This is a genomic window from Micromonospora sp. URMC 107, from assembly GCF_051386315.1.
Classification (GTDB): domain Bacteria; phylum Actinomycetota; class Actinomycetes; order Mycobacteriales; family Micromonosporaceae; genus Micromonospora.
Window position 1 is genome coordinate 63,624 of the sequence record NZ_JBPQTK010000004.1, and the last position, 22,204, is coordinate 85,827.

17 protein-coding genes and 1 pseudogene are annotated in these 22,204 nt (G+C 73.5%); 5 read left to right on the forward strand and 13 right to left on the reverse strand.

Going from position 1 to position 22,204, the window contains the following annotated elements; translation table 11 throughout:
* Positions 1-91: 91 nt before the first annotated feature.
* Together ACSNN9_RS01625 and ACSNN9_RS01630 are read right to left on the reverse strand one after the other, a co-directional pair.
* A complete protein-coding gene (locus ACSNN9_RS01625) occupies positions 92-487 on the reverse strand; it encodes a hypothetical protein (protein ID WP_436670833.1) in 396 nt (131 codons plus the stop codon).
* Positions 488-518: 31 nt separating this feature from the next.
* Positions 519-2,528 (reverse strand): hypothetical protein, encoded by a 2,010-nt coding sequence (locus ACSNN9_RS01630; RefSeq protein ID WP_436670866.1) that lies wholly within the window; start codon positions 2,526-2,528, stop codon positions 519-521.
* Positions 2,529-2,722: 194 nt separating this feature from the next.
* Here ACSNN9_RS01630 and ACSNN9_RS01635 point away from each other — a divergent pair.
* Positions 2,723-3,388, forward strand: a pseudogene (locus ACSNN9_RS01635) (Type 1 glutamine amidotransferase-like domain-containing protein).
* 254 nt (positions 3,389-3,642) lie between these two features.
* On the opposite strand, the gene ACSNN9_RS01640 reads toward ACSNN9_RS01635, so the two are convergent.
* The 4 genes from ACSNN9_RS01640 to ACSNN9_RS01655 all read right to left on the reverse strand — a co-directional run bounded on the left by ACSNN9_RS01640 (position 3,643) and on the right by ACSNN9_RS01655 (position 5,486).
* The gene (locus tag ACSNN9_RS01640) at positions 3,643-4,071 is read right to left on the reverse strand and encodes a hypothetical protein (RefSeq protein ID WP_436670834.1); all 429 of its coding nucleotides are present in this window, start codon (positions 4,069-4,071) and stop codon (positions 3,643-3,645) included.
* A 34-nt stretch (positions 4,072-4,105) separates the two neighbouring features.
* Positions 4,106-4,519 (reverse strand): hypothetical protein, encoded by a 414-nt coding sequence (locus tag ACSNN9_RS01645; protein ID WP_436670835.1) that lies wholly within the window; start codon positions 4,517-4,519, stop codon positions 4,106-4,108.
* Between the two features lie 336 nt (positions 4,520-4,855).
* The gene (locus ACSNN9_RS01650; RefSeq protein WP_091076450.1) at positions 4,856-5,119 is read right to left on the reverse strand and encodes a DUF6244 family protein; all 264 of its coding nucleotides are present in this window, start codon (positions 5,117-5,119) and stop codon (positions 4,856-4,858) included.
* Positions 5,120-5,258: 139 nt separating this feature from the next.
* Complete coding sequence (locus ACSNN9_RS01655) at positions 5,259-5,486, reverse strand: winged helix-turn-helix domain-containing protein (protein ID WP_436670836.1); 228 nt, start codon at positions 5,484-5,486, stop codon at positions 5,259-5,261.
* Between the two features lie 357 nt (positions 5,487-5,843).
* Between ACSNN9_RS01655 and ACSNN9_RS01660 the strand changes: the two genes are divergently transcribed.
* Positions 5,844-5,999, forward strand: coding sequence for a hypothetical protein (locus tag ACSNN9_RS01660; RefSeq protein WP_436670837.1), 156 nt, complete (start codon positions 5,844-5,846; stop codon positions 5,997-5,999).
* On the forward strand, positions 5,996-6,946 hold the full coding sequence (locus tag ACSNN9_RS01665; protein WP_436670838.1) for a hypothetical protein: 951 nt from the start codon (positions 5,996-5,998) through the stop codon (positions 6,944-6,946). Before ACSNN9_RS01660 ends, ACSNN9_RS01665 begins: the two co-directional genes overlap by 4 nt.
* A gap of 422 nt (positions 6,947-7,368) precedes the next feature.
* Here ACSNN9_RS01665 and ACSNN9_RS01670 read toward each other — a convergent pair whose 3' ends face one another.
* The 4 genes from ACSNN9_RS01670 to gltB form a co-directional block, all read right to left on the reverse strand.
* The gene (locus tag ACSNN9_RS01670; protein ID WP_436670839.1) at positions 7,369-8,262 is read right to left on the reverse strand and encodes a hypothetical protein; all 894 of its coding nucleotides are present in this window, start codon (positions 8,260-8,262) and stop codon (positions 7,369-7,371) included.
* Positions 8,263-10,860, reverse strand: a complete 2,598-nt coding sequence (locus tag ACSNN9_RS01675) for an FtsK/SpoIIIE domain-containing protein (RefSeq protein WP_436670840.1) — start codon at positions 10,858-10,860, stop codon at positions 8,263-8,265.
* A 150-nt stretch (positions 10,861-11,010) separates the two neighbouring features.
* Entirely contained in the window at positions 11,011-12,519 is a 1,509-nt protein-coding gene (locus ACSNN9_RS01680) for a glutamate synthase subunit beta (protein ID WP_436670841.1), read from the reverse strand.
* Positions 12,512-17,206 carry a glutamate synthase large subunit gene (gene gltB, locus ACSNN9_RS01685; RefSeq protein ID WP_436670842.1) on the reverse strand — a complete coding sequence of 1,565 codons (4,695 nt, stop codon included), beginning with the start codon at positions 17,204-17,206 and terminating at the stop codon, positions 12,512-12,514. Before gltB ends, ACSNN9_RS01680 begins: the two co-directional genes overlap by 8 nt.
* Before the next feature lie 161 nt (positions 17,207-17,367).
* Here gltB and ACSNN9_RS01690 point away from each other — a divergent pair, with 161 nt between their 5' ends.
* The gene (locus ACSNN9_RS01690; RefSeq protein ID WP_436670867.1) at positions 17,368-18,198 is read left to right on the forward strand and encodes a GNAT family N-acetyltransferase; all 831 of its coding nucleotides are present in this window, start codon (positions 17,368-17,370) and stop codon (positions 18,196-18,198) included.
* Positions 18,199-18,329: 131 nt separating this feature from the next.
* Here ACSNN9_RS01690 and ACSNN9_RS01695 read toward each other — a convergent pair whose 3' ends face one another.
* Together ACSNN9_RS01695 and lgt are read right to left on the reverse strand one after the other, a co-directional pair.
* Positions 18,330-19,517: an FAD-dependent oxidoreductase gene (locus tag ACSNN9_RS01695; protein ID WP_436670843.1), complete on the reverse strand. Its 1,188-nt coding sequence runs from the start codon at positions 19,515-19,517 to the stop codon at positions 18,330-18,332.
* 12 nt (positions 19,518-19,529) lie between these two features.
* On the reverse strand, positions 19,530-20,708 hold the full coding sequence (gene lgt, locus ACSNN9_RS01700; protein ID WP_436670844.1) for a prolipoprotein diacylglyceryl transferase: 1,179 nt from the start codon (positions 20,706-20,708) through the stop codon (positions 19,530-19,532).
* 101 nt (positions 20,709-20,809) lie between these two features.
* Between lgt and ACSNN9_RS01705 the strand changes: the two genes are divergently transcribed.
* A complete protein-coding gene (locus ACSNN9_RS01705; RefSeq protein WP_436670845.1) occupies positions 20,810-21,352 on the forward strand; it encodes an NUDIX hydrolase in 543 nt (180 codons plus the stop codon).
* A 47-nt stretch (positions 21,353-21,399) separates the two neighbouring features.
* Here ACSNN9_RS01705 and trpA read toward each other — a convergent pair whose 3' ends face one another.
* Positions 21,400-22,203 (reverse strand): tryptophan synthase subunit alpha, encoded by an 804-nt coding sequence (gene trpA / locus ACSNN9_RS01710; protein WP_436670846.1) that lies wholly within the window; start codon positions 22,201-22,203, stop codon positions 21,400-21,402.
* Between the last annotated feature and the right edge of the window lies 1 nt (position 22,204).

The window sequence follows — 22,204 nt, forward strand, 5'->3', positions numbered from 1 at the left end:
GCGGGGCGCCGGCCTGGCCGCACAGGTCCTGCTGGCGACCGTACTTCTCGGCGATGTGCGGGTCCGCTGGCAGACGCTGATCGTCGGCGGCCTACAGGTTGTTGATCCGGGCCAGTAGCTCTGCCTCGGTCAGGTTCTCCAGTACCGCGTCCTGCTTGCGGGCCAGGGCCGCCAGCAGCTTCTCCTTCTCCAGCTTGTTGGCCGCCGCCGCCTTCGCCGCCTGGTCCTCTGCGAGGCGGACGGCGATGACGTGCTTGACGACCTCCAGCTTGGTTTCCAAGGTTGCCTTGGCCGGATTGGCCTCGGTGGCCACGAACGACTCGGTGTCGACGGCCTTGAGTTCGGCGTTGACCGCCTTGGCCACATCATCGAGGCTGAAGCCGGACTTGGCGGTCAGCGGAAGCTCCCACAGCTGTTCCGTGGTCAGCAGTCCCTTGGCCGACGGGTAGCGGAACTTCTCCCGTGTGGCCTTCTCGAAAATGGTCACGGTAGCCTCTCTGAAATATCTGGGTAGGGAATCAGAACTGGATGCTGATGAGGCGGCGCCGGCCGCCGGTCATGGTCACCTTGGCGACCACAGAGTTGCGGACCGTGGAGCTGAAGCCGAGGCCGGACAGCTGATCCGGAGACGGCTCGCACTTGGTGCGGTCGCCGAGAACCTCGAACACCTTGCGGTGCGGTTGCAGGTCGCTGCGGAGGAATTCGTTGTAGATCCCCCGCGTCGGCTGGTCGTTCACGCACCCCTTGAGGATGAAGAAGTAGTGCCGGTTGCCGACCTCGTTGTCGTCGAAGTGGTTCGGCGAGTACATGATGGTGGACACCGGTACGAACTGTTCGGTGGCGATGCCCCACAACTCCTTGCCCGCACTGCCCGGCTGCACGTCCCTACCCGGCCGGAAAGCGGTGATCACCCCGCCGGCAACCGTCATCCGGCCCACCTCGACGGTCTCCTTGTGGCCGACTGCGCGCTCGTGGCTGTAATGCTCGATCTTCCCGTTGCTCTCGGTCTCGATCACGAAGCCGACCTGGGCGCTGTCCCGCTTGCGGTACTGGTTCACCTCGATCCGGTACTCACCGTCGGGGACGCGGTCGGTCCAGGTGACGTTCTCCACCGGCTCGCGGGAGAGCGGCCCGCTGGCGTTCATGTCGACATCCAGCTTGTCGCGCTTCTCCTGGTACCAGATGTGGTCGCCGTTGGGTTCGTACACGTGCAGGTCCAGGTCGTCGTGGTTGAACCAGGACAGGCTCACCCGCAGCTTGCCGGTGACGTTGCCGCCGGCCCGCTTGACCTTCTCCCTGATCGAGTCGGTGACGTTGCCGCCGTACGACCAGCCGAAATCGTTGTCCCACTTGAACAACCGCGGTGCAGTCGGGTGCCGGCCGGTCGTGAGACTGACGAGGTGCGGCTCGTAGGTGTTGGCGACCCACAGGTCGATGGTGGCGGCGCCGGGCAGGATGTCCTTCATGAAGGAGACCACGGGAATCTCCTCCGGCTTGGCGTCACGAAGGCGCGCACCTGCCGAATTAATGGTGGCCGCCTGCATGAGCAGCCCTTCGAGGCCGTCCTTCATCCGTGCCTGGGTGTCGTTGTCGACCCACAGCACGTTGGTGACCGACAGGTCGGACAGCCGGGCGAACCGTCGCTGCAACGACTCCTCGATACCCAGCTCGGCAATGGTCCTCATGGCGGCCTTGACCATGCCCGGGGTGATCAACGCCGTGGGGCGCTGGTAATTCTGCGGCGCCACCTTCGCCTCGAACGACCGGACCGCCTGCTCCAGGTCGACGCCTGCGGAGAGATCCTGGACGAGGGTGCCGATCACCGTGTTGCGGAACCGGGCCGCCGGGTTCATGGCGTTGGCGAAGACGAAGGCACGTCGGTCGGTCGCCTGGGTCCACCCGTTTTGCAGCGAACGGAACTCGGTCACCGCCCGGCGATGCTCCGCGCCACGGTAGAGGGCGTTGTCGTCGACGAGGTCGACGACGGTGTCCAGAGCGTGCCGGGTCAGCTCGGCCAGGCCACGCTGGAAGACCTGCACCGCGGCGTCAAAGTTGCCCTGTGCCGCGCCGACGTCTCCGGTGCGATGCCGCTTCTCGACCCGGCCGTGCAGGTGGTGCCACACCTCGACCTGGCCGTCGCGCAGCGTTCGGGTGGTCTTCGTCCCGTACTGCGCCTGAGTGGACCGGAAGATGGTGGACAACGGCAGCGAAAGAACGAACTCGTCCAGAGCGGCGGCGACGACGGAGAAGACCGGGTCGGATGCCGACACCCCGGACCAGACGGTACGGACCCGCCCGTCGTGGATCTCGACGACGTTGCCGAAGTGCTTGATGAAACTGCGGCAGGTCGAGCAGTCGTACTCGGATCGCTCACGGAACCGCAGATTGGTGCCGGCGGGGAAGGAATCGAGAAAGGTGAGCCAGAGTGAGTCCCGGTCGAGACCGTCGCCGACGACGTACAACTCGCCCCTGGACATCGTGGACAGACGCGAAGTCACATCCGTCACGAACTGCTGGAAACCGCCCACCGTTTCATCCCCCTTGATCGCCGGAGATCCTACGCAGGCGACGCCAATCGAAGAAACGCGTTTCCGGCTGTCCGCACGGTCACGGACGGGCGCCGGTGGCCGGCGGTCAGTCGACCCGGAGCGCGTACGGCAACTGTCCGAAGTCGTGACGTTCCTGCGCAACCGCCAGCTGCGCGTGTAAATCCGGAGGCATCGTGAAGCTCTTGCTGACGTCCGGCGGCGTCACGAACCCGAGCATCTACTCGGCGCTCGTACAGCTGCTCGGCAAGCCGATCGATGAGTGCCACGCCCTCTGCGTCCCGACAGCACAGTGGGGTCACCCGATGTGCGGTCCGACATCGGTACGGGACTTCGTCGCCGCCGAGCCCAAGCCTGACTGGCAGTGCGTGTCCGGCCTGGGCTGGGCGTCACTCGGTGTCCTCGAGCTCACCGCACTGCCCACCATCGGCGCGGAACGATGGTTTCCCTGGGTCCGGAAGGCCGACGTGCTCCTGGTCGACGGAGGCGACGCGACATGCCTGTGTCACTGAATGCGCGAGTCTGGGCTAGCCGGTCTGCTGCCTTCGCTGCCCGACAAGGTCTGGGTGGGAGTAAGCGCCGGAAGCATGGTGATGACGCCCCGGATCGGGGACTACTTCGTCGAGTGGCCGTCCGCACCAGATGACCGCACCCTGGGAGTTGTCGACTTCTCGATCTTCCCGCACCTGAACCTCTTCCCGACAAACACCATGGCTCATGCGGAGCGATGGGCCGCCGACCTCGGCGTCCCGGCCTACGCCATCGACGAACAGACGGCTATCAAGGTGGTCGACGGCTCGGTCGAGGTGGTCTCCGAAGGGCACTGGACGAGGTTCGGGTGATTGTCCCCGGGCGATCATCCGGATCTGCCGCGATGCGCGCGGCGGCTCGGGTGCCAGAACAGCCATCCTCAGCAATCGCGATCCCGGGCCGACGCGTGCAGCGGTAGTCGTCGAAGTCGATGGCCGGGTCGCGGGCAGGGCGCCGGTCCTCCGAGATCCCACCGTTGCGCGTCACGCGGCCTGGAGCACCGCCGTCTGACGGGTGGCGACGTGCGATCGTGCCGACAGGGCGAACCGCCTGCCGTTTCCACGGTTTACCGAGGTGACCGTGAGGTTCCACCCTGCGCCCCGACAGCCACAACGGCAAGCGCCGTAGCCAGGAGCTGCCCCCGGTCCACCTGAGCGGGGTCGACCAGCACGTTGACGGCGACGCCAGGCTCAGCGAGCCAGAACGCCTGGGAGTCGTCACGAAGTCCCGCAGACCCACCGTGCGCGAAGTCGATCAACGGCCAGTCGCCAGGGTCGCGCTCGTGATACTCGGTGAGAAAGTCGCGCAGCGCGGCGAGGTCGGTCAACCGCTCGCCCCGCAGGACGTGGACGCGCAGGTCGACCTGGTGACCGTCGTCGGTCTGCCGCTCCCAGACCCGCGTGGCGAACCGGACGTCGTCCCATTCGCTGGCGAAGTCGGAGACCTCGGTGCCGATGTCACCCGGCACCTGCCGGATGTGGAACCCGTCCAGCACCCCACCGTCACGCGTCACCGGCTCGACACCCCGGTCATCCCGCCGCCTCGATCGCGGCCTCGGCACGGTCCAGATAGTCCCACCACTTCTCGTCGTCACGGCGGCAGGACGACAACAGGTTCGCGGCAACCACGAAGGCGAGCACAATGATGTTCTCGATCGGAACAGCCTCACCGAATGGCTCCCCGCTCATGAGCTTCGAGAGGAAGACCTCGACCTCATCACGGGTTGGCTGCGCCCATGATTCTGCCTTGGCGATCTCCGTAGCAATCGCCGCCACCTGCTCCCGCGTTGGCCTGCCACCGTGCACGTCCGTCATCAGGTAGCCCACGACCGCAAGTGTCAGTTGCACGGTCGAACGGGCAAGTTCGTCACTTCTGAGTGTCTGAAGTTGCTGGTCGAGCATCCCGAAGTCCCGCTTGACGGCGGCGTGGATGGTGATCCGCATGGCGGCCTCTACCGAACTGTCAATTCTCACCGCGATCCTCTCGACGCTTCTTCAACCAGGACTTGCCAGCGCTGACCGAGGCAGCCCCCGCCAGGAGAGTCCCCGCCACGGCCTTCGGTAGCACCGGCATGAACTCGGAAACTGTTGCCCAAGTAGCTGCGCCCGCTGACGCCCAGAACCCGATGGCCTCAGCACTGATTCGCTCACGCCGAGGTGCTGGCGGCTCGTCGCTACGGGCGTCCGCCGCTCGTCGGGCAGCAGCGGCCGGTCCAGCGTTCGGCACTGCCTGCCGCAGCACATTGGGTGGTTGGCTGGTTGTGCCGCCACCACCCGTGCTCAGTTTCCCAACGCGTGCACCTTGGCGATCGTCTCCTGCACCTGCTGCTTGGCCGGCTCGCTGCCCTGCGCGGCCCGCATCAGCGCCTCGCGGTACGAGTCGATCATGCCGATCAGCGGCCCGGCCCCGATGCCCTGTAGTGCACCCGCAACGAGCTGCCGCGCCTCGGCCGCGTCCTGGGCAGCCGCCGCCGTCTTCGCCTTCGCCTCGTCCAGCTTCTGCGAGGCCGCCGCCAACCTGGCGATCATCTCCGCTGCGCTCACGTGCCCTCCCCCGGGCCGTCCACTGACACCCGTCGCGCCCCGCACGAGCCACGACAACTGAGGAGAGTACGAGATCAGCGCACGCAGCGCGACCGTCCGATCACCAACGGAAAGCGGTGGAACTAGCCTTCGGGAGCAGTCAGTCCGCTTGCCGTTCGGCGACGAAGACGCCCAGCCCGTGGACGCCTTGCACCCAGCCCTGCGTCTGCAACACCAGGATCGCTTGTCGGACGACCGTCGTGGAGACATTGTGTTGGGTCGTGAGCTGGACGGTAGAGGGCAGCCGGTCTCCCGGCTGAAGTTCGCCTGACTCGATCTGACCACGGATGCGGTCCGCGAGTTGTTCCCATTTGGGCTTCACGGGCATATGGACTCCCAGGTCTGCCCGTCCATTCGATCACGCGTGACTACTCATGACAAGCAACGTGTTCCTGTCCTTGCTTTCCGTGACTACATGTGTAAAGTTGGCCTCGACCGGCTCCCAGGTCTGCAAACCCGGAGTTGGTTCTTCCCCACCGCACAGAGCGCCCGGCTGGTCGATCCCCCCGGCCGGCCGGGCGTGCCGTGGCCGCCGCACGCGACCCCGGATTGGATTCCGCACCGCCACCGACGGACGGGAGACACACTCGTGCCCCACGAACCAGACCCGCCACCCGGCGGCCGCGTACCGATGAACGACCACGCGCCAGCGCCGAACGACACGTCACCCGCTGCCGGGCGGTTATTGGCGTCGGCGCAGGACGTCGAGGACGCCGACGACGTGCTGTTCGCCCACCCGCCCCGGCCCGTGACGCGCTGGATGTGCGGGTGCGGCGAGCCGTACCCGTGCCCGGAGGTGAGCTTCGCCCGCCTGGTGAAGCACGCCAGGGTCGCCCGGTGAACGCCGACGAGCTGCGCCACCACGTCCTACGCGAGCTGGCCGAGGCGCGGCGGACGGTGGTCGAGCACGACACGGAGGCGTACACCGGGATCTGCCGCAGGTGCGGACGGCCCGGCCCTTGCGACACGCAGCGCGCCGCGCGGGCCCGACTCCACGACCAGCGCGACGCCCCGCCGCCAATCCGCCCGGCGTCGCCCGTGCTGCCGGCGCCCCGAGGCCGGGCGGTGCCGCCGGACCTGCCGGGGCACGCGCATGCCGTCGACCGGCTTCGTGACGCCTGGCTGGCGACCATCGCGGCGGCCGACCGGGCCGGCGGGCTGCTGCACGGCGCGGGACCGCCCGGCCGGCGGCTGCCCTGGCAGGATGCCGTCACCGAATGCTGGCGGGCGCTGAGCCTCGTGCACGCCGGGCTCGGCGTGGCCCGGGCCGGTACCGGCAGCGCCGGTGACCTGCTCGCCGGGCTGCGGGTGGCTCGCGCCGACGCGGACCGGGCCGCCGCCGAGGCCGCCAGGACCCGATGGTGGCTGGCTGCGGCCGAGGACCGGATCCGCCGCAGCCACCACCGGGAGGCTTCCGGCCCCACCGGCGGGGGCGCCGTGCCGCAGCGGCCCGGCGCGGCGCGCGACCCGAGCGACCTGGCCGCGGCGGGCCGGTTTCGGGCGGCCGTGGCCCGGCTCGACCTGGTGGCCGCGCGGTTGGCGCACGGCGGCCGGGCCATCGACCGGTGGGCCGCAGCCCTGACCGGCACGCCAGAGCCGGCACCCACGCTGCCGCCCCAGCCGGCCGCCCCGGCGCGGGCGGACACGTCAGCGACCGCACAGGCAACGGCCCAGGGGGTACGGGCTGCGGCCGACCTGGTCTTCGCCAACACCAGGCGGCACGCCCCGAAGGCCGGAGCGGGCCTGCCGCGCAGCCGACAGAACCGAGGAAGGTGGAACCGCCCATGACCGACGACCCGACGACCGCCCTGCGGAGCCTGCTCGACGGGCGGCTCGGCCGGCACGACCGCCGGTTGCGCCGCTTCACCGAGCCGCAGTGGCTGCGGTACGCCGACCTGCTCGCCGGGGCGCTGCTGGTGGCCGCGCGCCGCCGGTTCGCCGCCGGGCAGGACCGCGCGCCGCTGATCAGGTTCGTCGCGGCGGCCCGGGAACGCTACGACCTGACCGGCGTGGACGTCGACCCGACGCTGGCGGAGACGCTGCTCGGCGCGGCCCTGGGCGAGCGCCCGCCGCCGCCCGGCACCGCCGGAGCGGTGACCGCCGGCACGGTGCTACTCCTGGCGCTGCTGGAGGACGAGGGGCTCACCTCCGCCGAGTTGGACGCCTTCCTCGCCGCCACCGAGACCGCCGCGCGGCATGACAGCGCGGCGTCAGCGCAGGGCGCGGAACATCAGCAGGTAGCCGCAGTAGGCCAACGGGACGGCCAGGAAGCAGACCAGGATCCCCAGCAGGGGATAACGCGGTGGCGTGCCGGCGACCACGACGGGCGTGCCCCAGCGACCGAGGATGAGCCAGCCGGCGATCAGCGACACGGCGGGCAGCCCGGCGCACATCCACGTGTAGAGCGTGCCGAGGCCGAGCGCCCCGACGCCGGAGGCGAGCACCATGACCAGCATCAGCAGCACGCCGACGCCGGCACAGCCGAGGTAGACGGCGAGCGCCCGGGCCATCGCTGACCAGCTCGGCAGGAGCGCCGGGCGCTGGGCCAGCAGCTCGACCTGCTGGCCCAGCCGGTCGGCCTCGTCGGCCCAGCGCCGCGCCGACTCCAGCTCCGCCGCCGGGTCCAGCTCCCCGGCGCGTGGCGTGGGCACCCCGCCCGGCACCGCCAGCGCCGTCTCCCCCGGGCTCCCCTGGGCGTACGCCCCGGCTCCCGGCGGCCCCGGCGCGGCGGCTGCGCCGCCGACCGACCCCGCCCCCGGTTGCGGCAACCCGTCGGGCCGCCCGGCCGACGGCACCCCGACAGCCGACAGGCCGCCCGAGGTGGGCGCAGCCGCCACCGGCCCGCCCGACGTCGGCGCAGCCGGCACCGGGCCGCCCGGCGCAACGCCGGGGGTCGACTGGCCGGGGGGCGGGGGTGGACTGCCGATCGTGCGGCCGAGCTGGTCGAGGCGCTGCCCCTGCGCGGTGAGCCGGCGGTCGAGGTAGTCGACGGCGGCGTGCAGGTCCCGGTGGCGGGCCGACTCGGCGGCGGCGCCCTGCTCGCTGGCCCGCCGCTGGGCGGCGAGATGGCGGGCCAGCGCCGCGTAGTCCTCGAAGGTGGACACTCAACTCTCCCCGTCCGGCGGGTGCCCGTCGCGGGTGAACGGCACGATGAGGCGTACCCGCTGGTCATGCCGGTCGACCAGCAGCGCCCGGTCGGCGCGCGGCTGGTAGGCCAGATCGTGCACGCCCAGGTGCAGCCCCAACTCGGCGCCGGTCACGTTCAGCGCGACCAGGCAGGCCACGTCGTCGCGGTTCTGGGTGCCACCGAGGTCGTCGGCGAGCCGGCGCAGGCCGCGCCACCAGCCCAGCAGGTGCACGCCCCGCCCCGGCCCCTGGCGCAGCAGGGCACGCAGGTCCTCGTGGGCGGAACGGAACGTCACCGGGTCAGCGGCGGCGAGCACGGCGGAGGCGGCATCCATCCCGAACACGACCAGGTAGCTGCGGGCCGGCCCCGCACCGGTGGATCCCGCCGCGCCAGCAGTCGTGTCCGTGCCGGGCGCCGCGTGCGGGGCGGCGGTTGGCGCGGCCAGCGCCACGATCCGGTCGCGCAGGGCGTGCGCGTCGAGGCGTTCCACGGTGTGGCCGGCGGCCACGAGCGCGGCGACGGTGTCGTCGACGGCCGGGTCGGCGGCGGCCACGAGGGGTGCGAGCAGGAACCGCGCCTCGCCGGGGCCGTGCTGGCGGGCGAGGCTGAGAGTGGCCGCGCGCAGCACCTCGGCGGCGGTGACGGCCGTGCCCACGACGGCCAGGTGCCGGCCGGGGCTGGTGTCCATCATGAACAGCGCGGACGTACCGTCCATGTCGACGGTGCGGCCGACCAGCGCCAGGGGACGCCGGCCGCCGGGGCGCAGACCGGCGAACGTGGTGTCGTCCTCGACGCGGGCACCCTCGTAACCCCGGAACACCGACGGCGGGCGGGCGCCCGCCGGCCGGGCCTGCCACAGTTCGTGGCGCAGCCGGGCCAGCACGGCGGTCTCGGCGTGAGCATCGGGAAAACGGACGACCGTGTCGGCACCAGTGGCCCCGGCGGCGGTGTTGAGCACGGCCGTGCCGACGCTCAGGGTGGCGGCGGAGGGGTTGTCGCGGTCGAGCACGCCGCCGCCGCCGGGCAGCGCCACCCGCAGGGCGAACTGCCCGAAGACGGCCTCGGCCCGCCCGTAGAGAGCCTCGATACCGGTTGTGCTCTGGCTGGCCAGCACCAGGTGCACCCCGTAGGAGCGGCCCTTGCGGGCCAGTTCCTCCAGCAGGTCCACCGAATCCCGGGCGATGGCGTCCCTGCCGGCCAGCAGCACCTGGAACTCGTCGACCACCGCCACGACCCGGGGCGCCGCGACGTCGGCGGGCAGGTCGGCGAGCTTCGTGACGCCGTGCCGCTTGAGCAGGGTGGCCCGGCGGTTCAGCTCACGGCGCAGCTCGCGCAGCACGGCGACGCCGTACTCGCGGTCGCTCTCGATGCCCACAGTGCGGGCGTGCGGCAGCCAGGCGGGGTCGCGCTCGGTCGGCACGAACTCGGTGAAGCTCACGCCCTCCTTGAAATCGAGGAGGTAGAGCTGAAGCTCGGCCGGGGAGTAGCGGGCGGCCAGCCCGTAGAGGACGTCGAGCAGGAAGACCGTCTTGCCGCCGCCGGTGCGCCCGCCGACGAGCCAGTGCGGGGTGGCGTCGTCGAAGGCGACCGAAACGGATTCCCGGCCGGCGCGCCCAACCACGGTACGCAGGCCGGCTCGGCCGGACTCCGTCCACCGGTGCGGGGGCAGCAGCTCGGCGAAGCCCACTGCGGCGTGACGGCGGGCGGCGGCGTCGAGGTGCCCCGCGAGGGCCGACACGGCCGCCGGCGGCGGATCACCGTCGAGCAGCACCGGCACGGCCAGCCCGCTGCCGTCGGCGCTGAACGGCGCGCCGGGCGGGTCGCCGACGTGGGCGTACCCGTCGGGGGTCAGGCGCAGCGCGGTGGTGGTGCCCAGCGGCGGCGGTGGGGTGGCCGACGGCCCGGACGGCCAGCCGCCGACCAGGACGCAGACGGCGGCGGCCGGGCCGGCGTGGGTGAGCGCGGCGAGCCGGGCAGCCTCGCGGGGTGAGGGGGCGGACGCGGCCACCACCAGCAACAGTTCCTGGTCGTCACGGTCGCCGTTCCGGGCGGCGCGGGCGTGCCGCTCCGCGTCGTCGAGCAGCGCGGCCACCTCCGCCTCGGTGGTGGCGGGCGGGTCGAGCACGCCGGCGTCGACCAGTGGGCGCAGCGGCCCGAAGGTGGCCCCGAGGGCGGCGGCGTCGAGCCCGGCGACCCGCAGCCCGCCGGGCGGCGCGGTGGCCAGCATCCGCAGGACGACGGCCCGCAGCAGCGCGGCGGCACGCGGGTCACGGGCGTCGACGTCGACGGACAGGTGGTGGCCGCCGCCGAGGGGCACCAGCACGGGGAACCCGCCGCCAGCGGTGATCGCCTCACCGAGGCGGACCGGCAGGGGCGTGCCGGCCAGCGGGGTGCCCGGGGCGGGGGCGGCGAGCGCGCCGCCGACCCGGGCCAGCCGGGCGACCAGGTCGGGGTCCGCCTCCGGTGGGGCAGGCGGTGGCGCGGCACGCCACGCGGCGCGGGCGTTTTCGAGGTGGGCGCGGGCGGCCCGGTGGGCGGCGACCGCCTGCCCATACGCCGACGCGAGCCTGCCCACCCTCTACCCCTCCGCCGAGCGCCCCTGGTCGTCGCAAACCCTAACGGACGGCGGCCCGGGCATGACAGTGTGGAGCGACGGGACACGCCGCGGGGGCGGCCCGCCGGTCCGGCGTGGACCGACGTGCCGCCCCCGGGTGGATCAGCGTGGTCAGCGTGCCGCGAGGGGCTGGCGGGCCGGGTCCACCGGGGCGGGCAGGAAGCCCGTCCCGCCCAGGTAGGCGTGGATGGCGGCGGCCGCGGCGCGGCCCTCGGCGATCGCCCAGACGATCAGCGAGGCGCCCCGGTGCATGTCGCCGGCGACGAAGACGCCGTCGGTGTCGGTCTGCCAGTCGGGCCGGGCGTCGATCGCGCCGCGCGCGTTGCGGCCGACCCCGAGCTGGTCGAGCAGCGGCTGCTCCTCGGTGCCCTCGAAGCCGATCGCCAGCAGCACCAGGTCGGCCGGCAACTCCCGCTCCGAGCCGGGCAGCGGGGTGACGATGCGCCGCCCGTCCCGCTTCTCCACGGTCACCTCGGCGATCCGCACCGCCCGCACCTGACCGGTGCCGTCGTCGACGAACTCCTGCACCGCGACGGCGAAGACCCGCTCGCCGCCCTCCTCGTGCGCCGGGTAGCTGCGCAGCAGCCACGGCCAGGTCGGCCACGGGTCCCGGGCCTCGTCCCGGGCCTGCGGCGGCTGGGGGTAGAGGTCCAACTGGTGTACGCCGGCCGCGCCCTGGCGGTGCGCCACGCCCAGGCAGTCCGCCGCCGTGTCGCCGCCACCGATGATCACGATGTGCTTGCCGGCCGCGTCGATCGGGTTGCCGTCGGGCAGGACCGCCGTGTCGGGCCGGCCACCCGCCGCCGCGGCCACCACGCGGTTGGCCGCGACGAGGTGGTCCATCGCCTGGTGCACGCCGCGCAGCCCGCGACCCGGGGTCTCCGGGGTGTCCCGGCCCCGCAGCGCGCCGCAGGCGAGCAGCACGGCGTCGTGCTCGGCGCGCAACTGCTCGGCGGTGACGTCGACGCCGACGTTCACGCCGGTGCGGAAGCGCACGCCCTCGGCGGAGAGCTGGGCCAGACGCCGGTCGATGTGGACCTTCTCCAGCTTGAAGTCGGGGATGCCGTACCGCAGGAGGCCGCCGATCGCGTCGTCGCGCTCGTACACCGTCACGGCGTGACCGGCGCGGGCGAGCTGCTGCGCGGCGGCGAGGCCGGCGGGCCCCGAGCCGACCACGGCCACCGACCGGCCGGTCGGCGCCGGCACCGGACGCGGCGACAGCCCGCCCCGCGCGACGGCCGCGTCGGCGATCTCCACCTCGACCTGCTTGATGGTGACCGGCTCGCCCCCGCCGATGCCGAGCACGCAGGCCGCCTCGCAGGGCGCCGGGCAGAGCCGGCCGGTGAACTCGGGGAAGTTGTTGGTGGCGTGCAGCGAGTCCACGGCGGCGTCCCAGCCACCGGTGCGGACCAGGTCGTTCCAGTCGGGGATGCGGTTGCCCAGCGGGCAGCCGTCGTGGCAGAACGGGATGCCGCAGTCCATGCAGCGGGTCGCCTGCTCGCGGATCAGCTCCTCGCCGGCGGGCGGGTACACCTCACGCCAGTCGCTGATCCGCACCGGCACGGGGCGACGCGCGGGCAACCGCCGGTTGTAGCGAAGGAAACCGTTCGGGTCAGGCACGAGCCACCTCCTGGACCGTCACCCGCGGGGCGGGCACGGTCGGCACGGACTTCGCGGCGGGCGCGGAGAGCGCGCTCATCACCGCGTCGTCGACGTCGCGGCCGGCGGCTTCGGCGGCCCGCATGATCTCCAGCACCCGGCGGTAGTCCCGGGGCACCACGGCGGTGAACTCCGCCACCGCTTCCGGCCAGCGCTTGAGCAGCCCCTCGGCGACCGCCGAGTCGGTCTCGGCGAAGTGCCGCTGCACCAGCTCGTGCAGCACCGCCTGCTCCTCCTCGGACAGCGGCGCCAGGTCGACCAGCTCCGCGTTCACCCGGCGGCGGTCCAGCCGGTGCACGAAGGCCGTGCCGCCGGACATGCCGGCGGCGAAGTTGCGGCCGGTCGGGCCCAGCACCACCACGGTCCCGCCGGTCATGTACTCGCAGCCGTGGTCGCCGACGCCCTCGACGACGGCCACCGCGCCGGAGTTGCGTACCGCGAACCGCTCCCCCACCCGGCCGCGCAGGAACAGCTCACCCGCGGTGGCCCCGTAGAGGATCGTGTTCCCTGCGATGGTCTGGTCCTCGGCCCGCTGCCCCGGCGCGGCCTCGCCGTCGAGGAAGGGGGCGGCGGCGTCCGGCCGCACGATGAGCCGGCCGCCGGAGAGGCCCTTGCCCACGTAGTCGTTGGCGTCGCCGTGCAGCCGGAGGGTGACCCCGCGCGGAAGGAACGCGCCGAACGACTGGCCGGCGGTGCCGCGCAGGGTGAACTCGATCGTGTCGGCGGGCAGGCCGGCCCCGCCGAAGCGGCGGGTCACCTCGCCGCCGAGCATCGCGCCGACGCTGCGGTGCTCGTTGCGCACCGCCACCTCCACCCGCACCGGCGTACGGTCGGCCAGCGCCGGCCCGGCCAGGGCGATCAGCTCGTTGTCCAGCGCCAGCTCCAGGCCGTGGTCCTGGGCGCGGACGCCCCGGCGCGCCGCCCCGGCCGGCAGCTCCGGCAGGTGCAGCACGGGGGTCAGGTCCAGCCCGCCGGCCTTCCAGTGCGCGATCGCCGGGGCGACGTCGAGCAGCTCGGCCTGCCCGATGGCCTCCTCGATCGACCGGAGGCCCAGCTCGGCCAGGTAGCCGCGGACCTCCTCGGCGAGGAACAGGAAGAAGTTCTCCACGAACTCCGGCCGGCCGGTGAAGCGTTCCCGCAGCACCGGGTTCTGGGTGGCGATGCCGACCGGGCAGGTGTCCAGGTGGCAGACGCGCATCATCACGCAGCCCTCGACGATCAGCGGCGCGGTGGCGAAGCCGAACTCCTCGGCGCCGAGCAGCGCCGCGACCAGCACGTCCCGGCCGGTCTTGAGCTGCCCGTCGACCTGCACGGTGACCCGGTCGCGCAGCTTGTTGAGCAGCAGCGTCTGCTGCGCCTCGGCCAGCCCCAGCTCCCACGGGGTGCCGGCATGCTTGAGCGAGTTCAGCGGGGACGCGCCGGTGCCGCCGTCGTGGCCGGAGATCAGGATGACGTCGGCCTTGAGCTTGGCCACGCCCGCCGCCACGGTGCCGACGCCGACCTCGCTGACGAGCTTGACGTGCACCCGGGCGGACGGGTTGACGCACTTCAGGTCGTGGACGAGCTGCGCCAGGTCCTCGATGGAGTAGATGTCGTGGTGCGGCGGCGGGGAGATCAGGCCGACGCCCGGGGTGGCGTGCCGGGTACGGGCGATCCACGGCCAGACCTTGTTGCCGGGCAGCTGACCGCCCTCGCCGGGCTTGGCGCCCTGCGCCATCTTGATCTGGAGGTCGTCGGCGTTGACCAGGTACTCGCTGGTCACCCCGAACCGGCCGCTGGCGATCTGCTTCACGGCGGAGCGGCGCGCCGGGTCGTGCAGCCGCTCGACGTCCTCGCCGCCCTCGCCGGTGTTGGACTTGCCGCCGAGGCGGTTCATCGCGATCGCCAGGGTCTCGTGCGCCTCCGCCGAGATCGACCCGTACGACATGGCGCCGGTGGCGAACCGCTTGACGATCTCGGTGGCCGGCTCGACCTCGTCGAGCGGCACCGGGGGGCGCACGCCGGTGCGCAGGGTGAACAGCCCGCGCAGCGAGCCCGCCTTCGCGGCCAGCTCGTCGACCTTGGCCGTGTACCGGCGGAAGACGTCGTACTGGCGGCTGCGGGTGGCGTGCTGGAGCAGGAAGACCGTCTCGGGGTTGAACAGGTGCAGCTCGCCCTCGCGGCGCCACTGGTACTCGCCGCCCACCTCCAGCCGGCCGGTGGGCTCGACGCCCGGCGGCGGCCAGGCCACGGCGTGCCGGGCGGCGACCTCGGCGTGGACGCCGTCCAGCCCGATCCCGCCGATCTTGCTCGGGGTGCCGCGGAAGTAGCGCTCGACCAGCCGGGAGTCCAGCCCGACGGCCTCGAAGACCTGCGCCCCGCAGTACGACGACACCGTCGAGATGCCCATCTTGGACATGATCTTCAGGACGCCCTTGCCGAGGGCCTTGACGTAGTTGCGGACCGCCTTCGCCGCTTCGACGCCGACGAGCGCGCCGGTGGAGATCATGTCCTCCACGGACTCGAACGCCAGGTAGGGGTTGACCGCCGCCGCGCCGTAGCCGATCAGCACCGCCGCGTGGTGCACCTCGCGGCAGTCGCCGGACTCGACGACCAACGCCACCTGGGTGCGGGTCTGCTCGCGCACCAGGTGCTGGTGCACGGCGGCGGTGAGCAGCAGCGACGGGATGGGGGCGAGGTCGGCGTTGGAGTCGCGGTCCGACAGCACGAGGATGCGTACGCCGTCCTCGATGGCCTCGGAGACGTGCCGGCAGATCTCCGTGAGCCGGGCCTTGATGCCGGCGCCGCCCTCGCGGATCCGGTAGAGCCCGGAGACCCGGACCGCCTTGAAGCCGGGCAGGTCGCCGTCCTCGTCGATGGAGAGGATCTTCGCCAGCTCGTCGTTGTCGATCACCGGGTACGGCAGCACGATCTGCCGGCAGCTCGCCGGGCCCGGGTCGAGCAGGTTGCCCTCCGGGCCGATGGTCGACGCCAGGCTGGTCACCAGCTCCTCGCGGATGGCGTCCAGCGGCGGGTTCGTCACCTGCGCGAAGAGCTGATGGAAGTAGTCGTAGAGCAGCCGCGGCCGGGTCGACAGCGGGGCGATCGGGGTGTCGGTGCCCATCGAGCCGAGCGGCTCGACGCCCGTGCGCGCCATCGGCGCGAGCAGGATCTTCAGCTCCTCCTCGGTGTAGCCGAAGGTCTGCTGGCGGCGGCGCACCGAGTCGTGGGTGTAGACGGTGTGCTCGCGCGGCGGCAGGTCGGTCAGCTCAATCAGGCCGGCGTGCAGCCAGTCGGCGTACGGCTGCTCGGCCGCCAGCTCCGCCTTGATCTCCTCGTCGTGCACGATCCGGCCGGCGACGGTGTCGACCAGGAACATCTTTCCCGGCTGGAGGCGGCCCTTGGCGACCACCCGGGCCGGGTCGAGGTCGAGCACGCCCGCCTCGCTGCCCAGCACCACGAGCCCGTCGTCCGTACGCCACCAGCGGCCCGGGCGCAGCCCGTTGCGGTCCAGCACCGCGCCGACGACCTCGCCGTCGGTGAAGGCGACCGAGGCCGGCCCGTCCCACGGCTCCATCAGACTCGCGTGGAAGCGGTAGAAGGCCCGCTTGTCGGCGGCCATGTCCGGGTCGTTCTCCCACGCCTCGGGGATCATCATCAGCACCGCGTGGGGCAGGCTCCGGCCGGCCAGGTGCAGCAGTTCGAGGACCTCGTCGAAGTTCGCCGAGTCGGAGGCGGCGGGGGTGCAGACCGGGAAGACCCGGCGGATGTTGCCGGGGATGTTCGGGGTACGGACCAACGCCTCGCGGGCCTGCATCCAGTTCCGGTTGCCCCGGATGGTGTTGATCTCGCCGTTGTGCGCGATCAGCCGGTACGGGTGCGCCAGCGGCCAGGACGGGAACGTGTTGGTGGAGAAGCGGGAGTGCACCAGCGCGATCGCGCTCTGCACCCGCGCGTCGGTCAGCTCCGGGTAGAACGCCGGGAGCTGGTCGGGGGTGAGCATGCCCTTGAAGACCATGGTCCGCCCGGACAGCGACGGGAAGTAGGCCGGCACGCCCCGCTCGGCGCTCTCCCGCTCGGCCTGCTTGCGCACGCAGAACGCGACCCGCTCCAGCTCGACGCCGCCCAGCGGCGACCCGGCCGGCCCGGCCGACGAGCCGGTGAGCCGGTGCGCGGCGAGGAAGAGCTGCCGGACCCGGGGCATCGCCGCCAGGGCGGTCTCGCCGAGGCCGCTCGGGTCGACCGGCACGTCCCGCCAGCCGAGCACGTCGGCGCCCTCGACCAGCGCGTACTTCTCCACCACGCGGCGGGCGCGCTCCTCGGCGGCGTCGTCGTCGGGGAGGAAGACCAGGCCGGTGGCGTACTCGCCGGCGGGCGGCAGCGGGAAGTCCACCACCGCGCGCAGGAACGCGTCCGGGATCTGGATCATGATGCCCGCGCCGTCGCCGGTGTTCGGTTCCGCGCCCCGGGCTCCCCGGTGGTCCAGCCGGCAGAGCGCGTCGAGGCCGTTGACCACGACCGCGTGCGAGCGCCGCCCGTGCAGGTCCGCCACGAAGGCCACGCCGCAGGCGTCGTGCTCCTGCGCGGGGTCGTAGAGCCCGGCCGCGGGCGCTCCCGGGCCGAGGTGCGGGGCCTGCTTCGGGCTGCTGTGAGGGTACGGAAAGGCCACCGGGCCTCCTGTCGTCGCTCAGGGTGGATCTCGATCGGGACGACGTCGGCCCTCAAGGGTCTATTGAGTCTACGTTAGGGTCCGCCGCGCAAGACCAGTGCGGATTGATCACACCTTCCAGACTCTGGGACGTGTAGTCTCGCGCGGTGGATCTTCTGCACATGGATCTGTTCGGTCGGTTGGAGCGTTTCTACGACGCGGTGCCCCGGGACGCGGCCCGTGCGGAGGAGCACGGGGCCCTCGTGCTGTTCGTCCGGGAGGGCGCCGGTTGGCCGTTCTACGCCCGGCCCCGGCTCGACGCCCCCGAGCCGCCGTCGCTGGCCGACGTCACGGCGGTACGCGAGCGGCAGCGCGAGCTCGGCCTGCCCGAGGCCCTCGAGTGGGTGCACGAGACCACGCCGGAGCTGCTGGCCGTGGCCCGCTCGGCGGGGCTGTCGGTGCTGGAGGCGCCGCTGATGGTGCTCGACCCGGCCGCCCTGCCCGACCCGGGGACCCTCACGGACGTACCGCTGCGGATGCTGGACGCGGCGGCGCCCGGCTTCGCGGCGGACGTCGCGGCGCGGCGGGCGGTCGCCGGCGTCGGGTTCTCCGCGGCCGGCACCGAACCCGGCGAGGCCGGCCCCGCGCAGCGCGACGCCGCGCTGGCCGAGCTGGACGAGGCGGCGCTGGACGAGGAGCGGGCCCGCCTCGCCGACGGCCGCCGGCTGTCGGTGCTGGCGGAGACGCCCGCCGAGGGCGCGCTGGCCAGCGGGATGGCGATGCGGGTCGGCGACGTGGCCGAGATCGCCGGGGTGGCCACCCTGCCGGCCGCCCGCCGCCGTGGCCTGGGCGCGGCCGTCACCGCCGCACTGGCCCGCGAGCTGCTGGCCGCCGGCACCGACCTGGTCTTCCTCTCGGCGGGCAGCGAGGACATCGCGCGGGTCTACCTCCGCGTCGGCTTCCGCCGCGTCGGCACCGCCTGCATCGCCGAACCCACCCCCGTCACCCCCTGACCGGCGGACCCAGGCCGCGTCGATCCCAGGCCCGCCCCGGCCGCGTCGATCATGCAGTTCTGGTGCCCGGTTCAACCCGATTCACGGCTTCCATCCCCCACCACAACTGCATGATCGGCAGCAGCCAGGGGTCAGGTCGGGGGGCGCCACTGGGCGGCCGTGGTGGCGGCCGTCGACAGCAGGCGCGGGCTGAGGGCGCCCAGGGCGGCGTCGCGCGCGCGCAGCGCCAGTGGGCCCCGGGCCTTCAGCACCGCCGACATCCGGCGGGTCTGCCGGACCACCGTCGCCGCCCGGGGCCGGCGCACCCGGTCGTACGCCACCACCGCGTCGGGCAGCCGGGACTCGCGCAGCAGCGAGGCGAGGGTGGCGGCGTCCTCGAAGGCGAGGCAGGCGCCCTGGCCGAGGTGCGGCGGCATGGCGTGCGCGGCGTCGCCGAGCAGCACCACCCCGCCCGGGCCGGCCGGGAAGCCGTACGACCTGGGCAGCGGTCGCAGCTCGCGGATCTCCTGCTGCACCAGGTCCGTCGGGTCGGTGGCGTCGAGCAGCTCGGCGATCGGCGCGGGCCAGCCCGCGTACCAGCGGCGCAGCAGGGCGAGCTGGGTCTCCGGCGGCTCCGGGCGGGGCGCGCCGACGGCGGTGGCCACCCAGTAGATGCCGCCCCGGCTGGAGGCGCCGGAGGAGCCGCGCTCGCCGAGCGAGGCGGACACGAACCGGTAGCCGGCACCGAGCACCTCGCCGCCGACGGGTCGGTCGGCGGGCAGCTTCGGGGCCCGGTACCAGGGAATCACCGCCCGCCAGGCGGCGCAGCCCGAGCTGACCACGCCGGACTCGGGGGCGAGCTGCCGGCGGACCTCGCTGTCGGTGCCGTCGGCGGCGACGACCAGGTCGGCCTCGATGGTGTGCCGGCCGTCCCCGACCGAGGGCCGCTGCCCGGACACGGCGCGGACCGTCCGCACGGTCACCCCGGTGCGCAGCTCGACCTCGTCGCCCAGGCCGGCGATCAGCGCGTCGTGCAGGTCCTCCCGGTGCACCACCACCGGCATCCGGTCGGCCGGGGTGGGGCGGGGCTGCACCAGCCAGTGCCCGTCCGGGCGGCGCACGCCGCCGTCGGCGAGCGGAGTGGCGATCGCCTCCAGGCCGGCGCCGAGGCCCAGGGCGCGCAGCGCGCGTACGCCGTTGGGCCAGAGCGCCACGGCGGTCGGCTCCGGGCGGACCCGGTCGGCCCGCTCCAGCAGGGTGACCCGCCAGCCGGAGCGGGCCAGCGCGCCGGCGACCGCGAGGCCACCGATTCCGGCGCCGACCACGACCGCGCTACGCATGGGTGCTCCCTCTCAACTGTCGCGCTCGGCGGGCCGGGTGCCCGTGGCCCCGGCCCGGTCCTCCGGGGTCTGTCCGGTGGACGCGGCGCCGTCACCGGCGGATCCGGGGGCGGCATCCGCACCGGCCGTCGGCGTGTCGACCGGGCCGGGCCGGGCCTCCCCGTCCGACTCGGCCGGCGTCTCGCCGGTCTCCCGCCAGTGCCGGTACTGCTCCTCGCTCACCACGCGGTAGCCCTCCGGCGCGGCCGGCTGGGCGCCGGCCTCCCGCGCGGACAGGTCGACCTGCGACACGTCGGAGTCGACGGCCGGGTCGGGCGTCGCGGCGGCGCCGATCGGGACGAGGTACTCCCGGGGGCCACGCACCCGCACGAAGTAGGCCAGGGCGCCGAGGAAGACCAGGCCGGCGGTCCAGACGTTCAGGCGTACGCCGAGGATGGTGTTCGCCTCGTCGGTGCGCATCAGCTCGATCCAGAACCGCCCGGCCGTGTAGCCCATCACGTAGAGCGCGAACGCCCGTCCCCGGCCGAGGCGCAGCTTGCGGTCGAGGACGAGGACGAGCGCGACCACGCCGAGGTTCCACAGCAGCTCGTAGGCGAACGTCGGGTGGTAGAGGCCCGGTTCGAGGATCGGCTGGCCCGCGTCGTCGCGCAGCGCGTGGCCCGGATTGTCCGGGTCCATCCGATGGATCTCCAGCCCCCAGGGCAGGCTGGTCCGGCCGCCGTAGAGCTCGTTGTTGAACCAGTTGCCGAGCCGGCCGATCGCCTGGGCCAGCGGCAGGCCGGGGGCCAGCGCGTCGGCGACCACCGAGAACGGGATGCCGAGCTGCCGGGCCGCGAGCCAGGCGCCGACGGCCCCGCCGGCCACCGCGCCCCAGATGCCGAGACCGCCCTCCCAGATGGCGAACGCCTTCAGCGGGTCGCCGCCGGTGCCGAAGTACTTCTCCGGCGAGGTGATCACGTGGTAGATGCGGGCGCCGATGATGCCGGCCGGCACCGCCCAGACCGCGATGTCGAGCACCGCGCCGGGGGCGACGCCGCGCTGGCGCAGCCGCCGCTCGGTGACCCAGCAGGCCACCACGATGCCGACGATGATGCACAGCGCGTACGCCCGGATCGGCACCGGTCCGAGCTGCCAGACGGCGGTGCTGGGGCTGGGCAGGGCCGCCTGGGGGGTCAGCGAGGCGAGAGTCACGGGTGCACACGCTACCGCCGCCGGCCCCTTCGGCGGCACCCCGGTCCGCCGTCCGCCGGTCCCGGTGACTTCTGGTTTGCACCGCCGTAGGCTCTTTGTCCATGAGCGCGCTCACCTGGGCGGTCGCCGCGGTCGTCACCGACGACGCCGGTCGGGTGCTGCTGTGCCGGCAGGGCCGGGGCGAGCGGCGCTACGGTCTGCCCGGCGGGCGGCTGCGCCCGGCCGAGAGTCCCGTGCGGGCGGCCAGCCGCGACATCCGGGCCGAGACCGGGTGGGAGGTCGAGATCGTCGACCTGGTCGGCCTCTACCACCTCGCCGGGCGGTGCGGGCCGTCGTCGGTGGGGCCCGGCGTGCCGGTGCCGGCGGCCGGGCGCGCCGGGCCGCTGCCCGACGTCCTGGTGCACGTCTTCCGGGCGCGCACGCGGGGGCCGGGGCCGGCCGGCGACCCGGTGGGCGGCTGCCGGCTGTCCTGGCACCACCCCTCGGCCCTGCCCGAGGCGCTCACCCCGACCACCCGGGCGGCGCTCACCGACGCCCTGGCGGGCCGCTCCGGCGTCCTGCGCGACGCCGTTCCGGCGCCGGCGGCGGGCCAGCCGCCGGGCCAGCGGACCACGCCGCCGGCCGACCGGACACCGCGGCACTGACCCGACCGGGCACCGCGGCGCTGAACCGGGCGGCGGGCGGCGAGGGGTCAGCGGGTGGGGTTGCGGACGCCCTCGGCGAGTTCCGCGCTCAGCGCGCGCAGGGCGGCCAGCCCGGACGCCTCGTCCGGCGCGTCGAGCAGGCAGCGGATCAGGGCGCTGCCGACGATGACGCCGTCGGCGTACCCGGCGACGGTGCCGGCCTGCGCGCCCGTGCCGACGCCCAGCCCGACGCCGACCGGCAGGTCGGTGACCTCCCGCACCCGGGAGACCAGGACGGGCGCCGCGTCGGACGTCTGCGCCCGGGCGCCGGTGACCCCCATGATGGCGGTGGCGTAGACGAAGCCCCGGCAGTGCCCGACGGTCATCGCCAGCCGCGCGTCGGTCGACGACGGCGAGACCAGGAAGGTGCGGTCCAGCCCGTACGCGTCCGAGGCGGCGAGCCACTCGCCCGCCTCCTCCGGGATCAGGTCCGGGGTGACCAGCCCGGTGCCCCCGGCCGCGGCGAGGTCCCGGGCGAAGGCGTCGACGCCGTACCGCTCGACCGGGTTCCAGTAGGTCATCGTGACCACGGGCGCCCCGGTGGCCGCGACCGCCTCGATGACGCGCAGCGTGTCCCGGGTGCGTACGCCGCCGGCGAGGGCGATGTCGCTGGCCTTCTGGATCACCGGGCCGTCCATCACCGGATCGGAGTACGGGATCTCCACCTCGATGACGTCGACGCCGGCGGAGACCATCGCGGTCATCGCGGCGATGCTGCCCTCGACGGTCGGGAAACCGGCCGGCATGCAGCCCACCAGCACGGCCCGCCCGTCGGCGCGGGCCTTGTCGAAGGCCACCCCGATCCGGCTCACG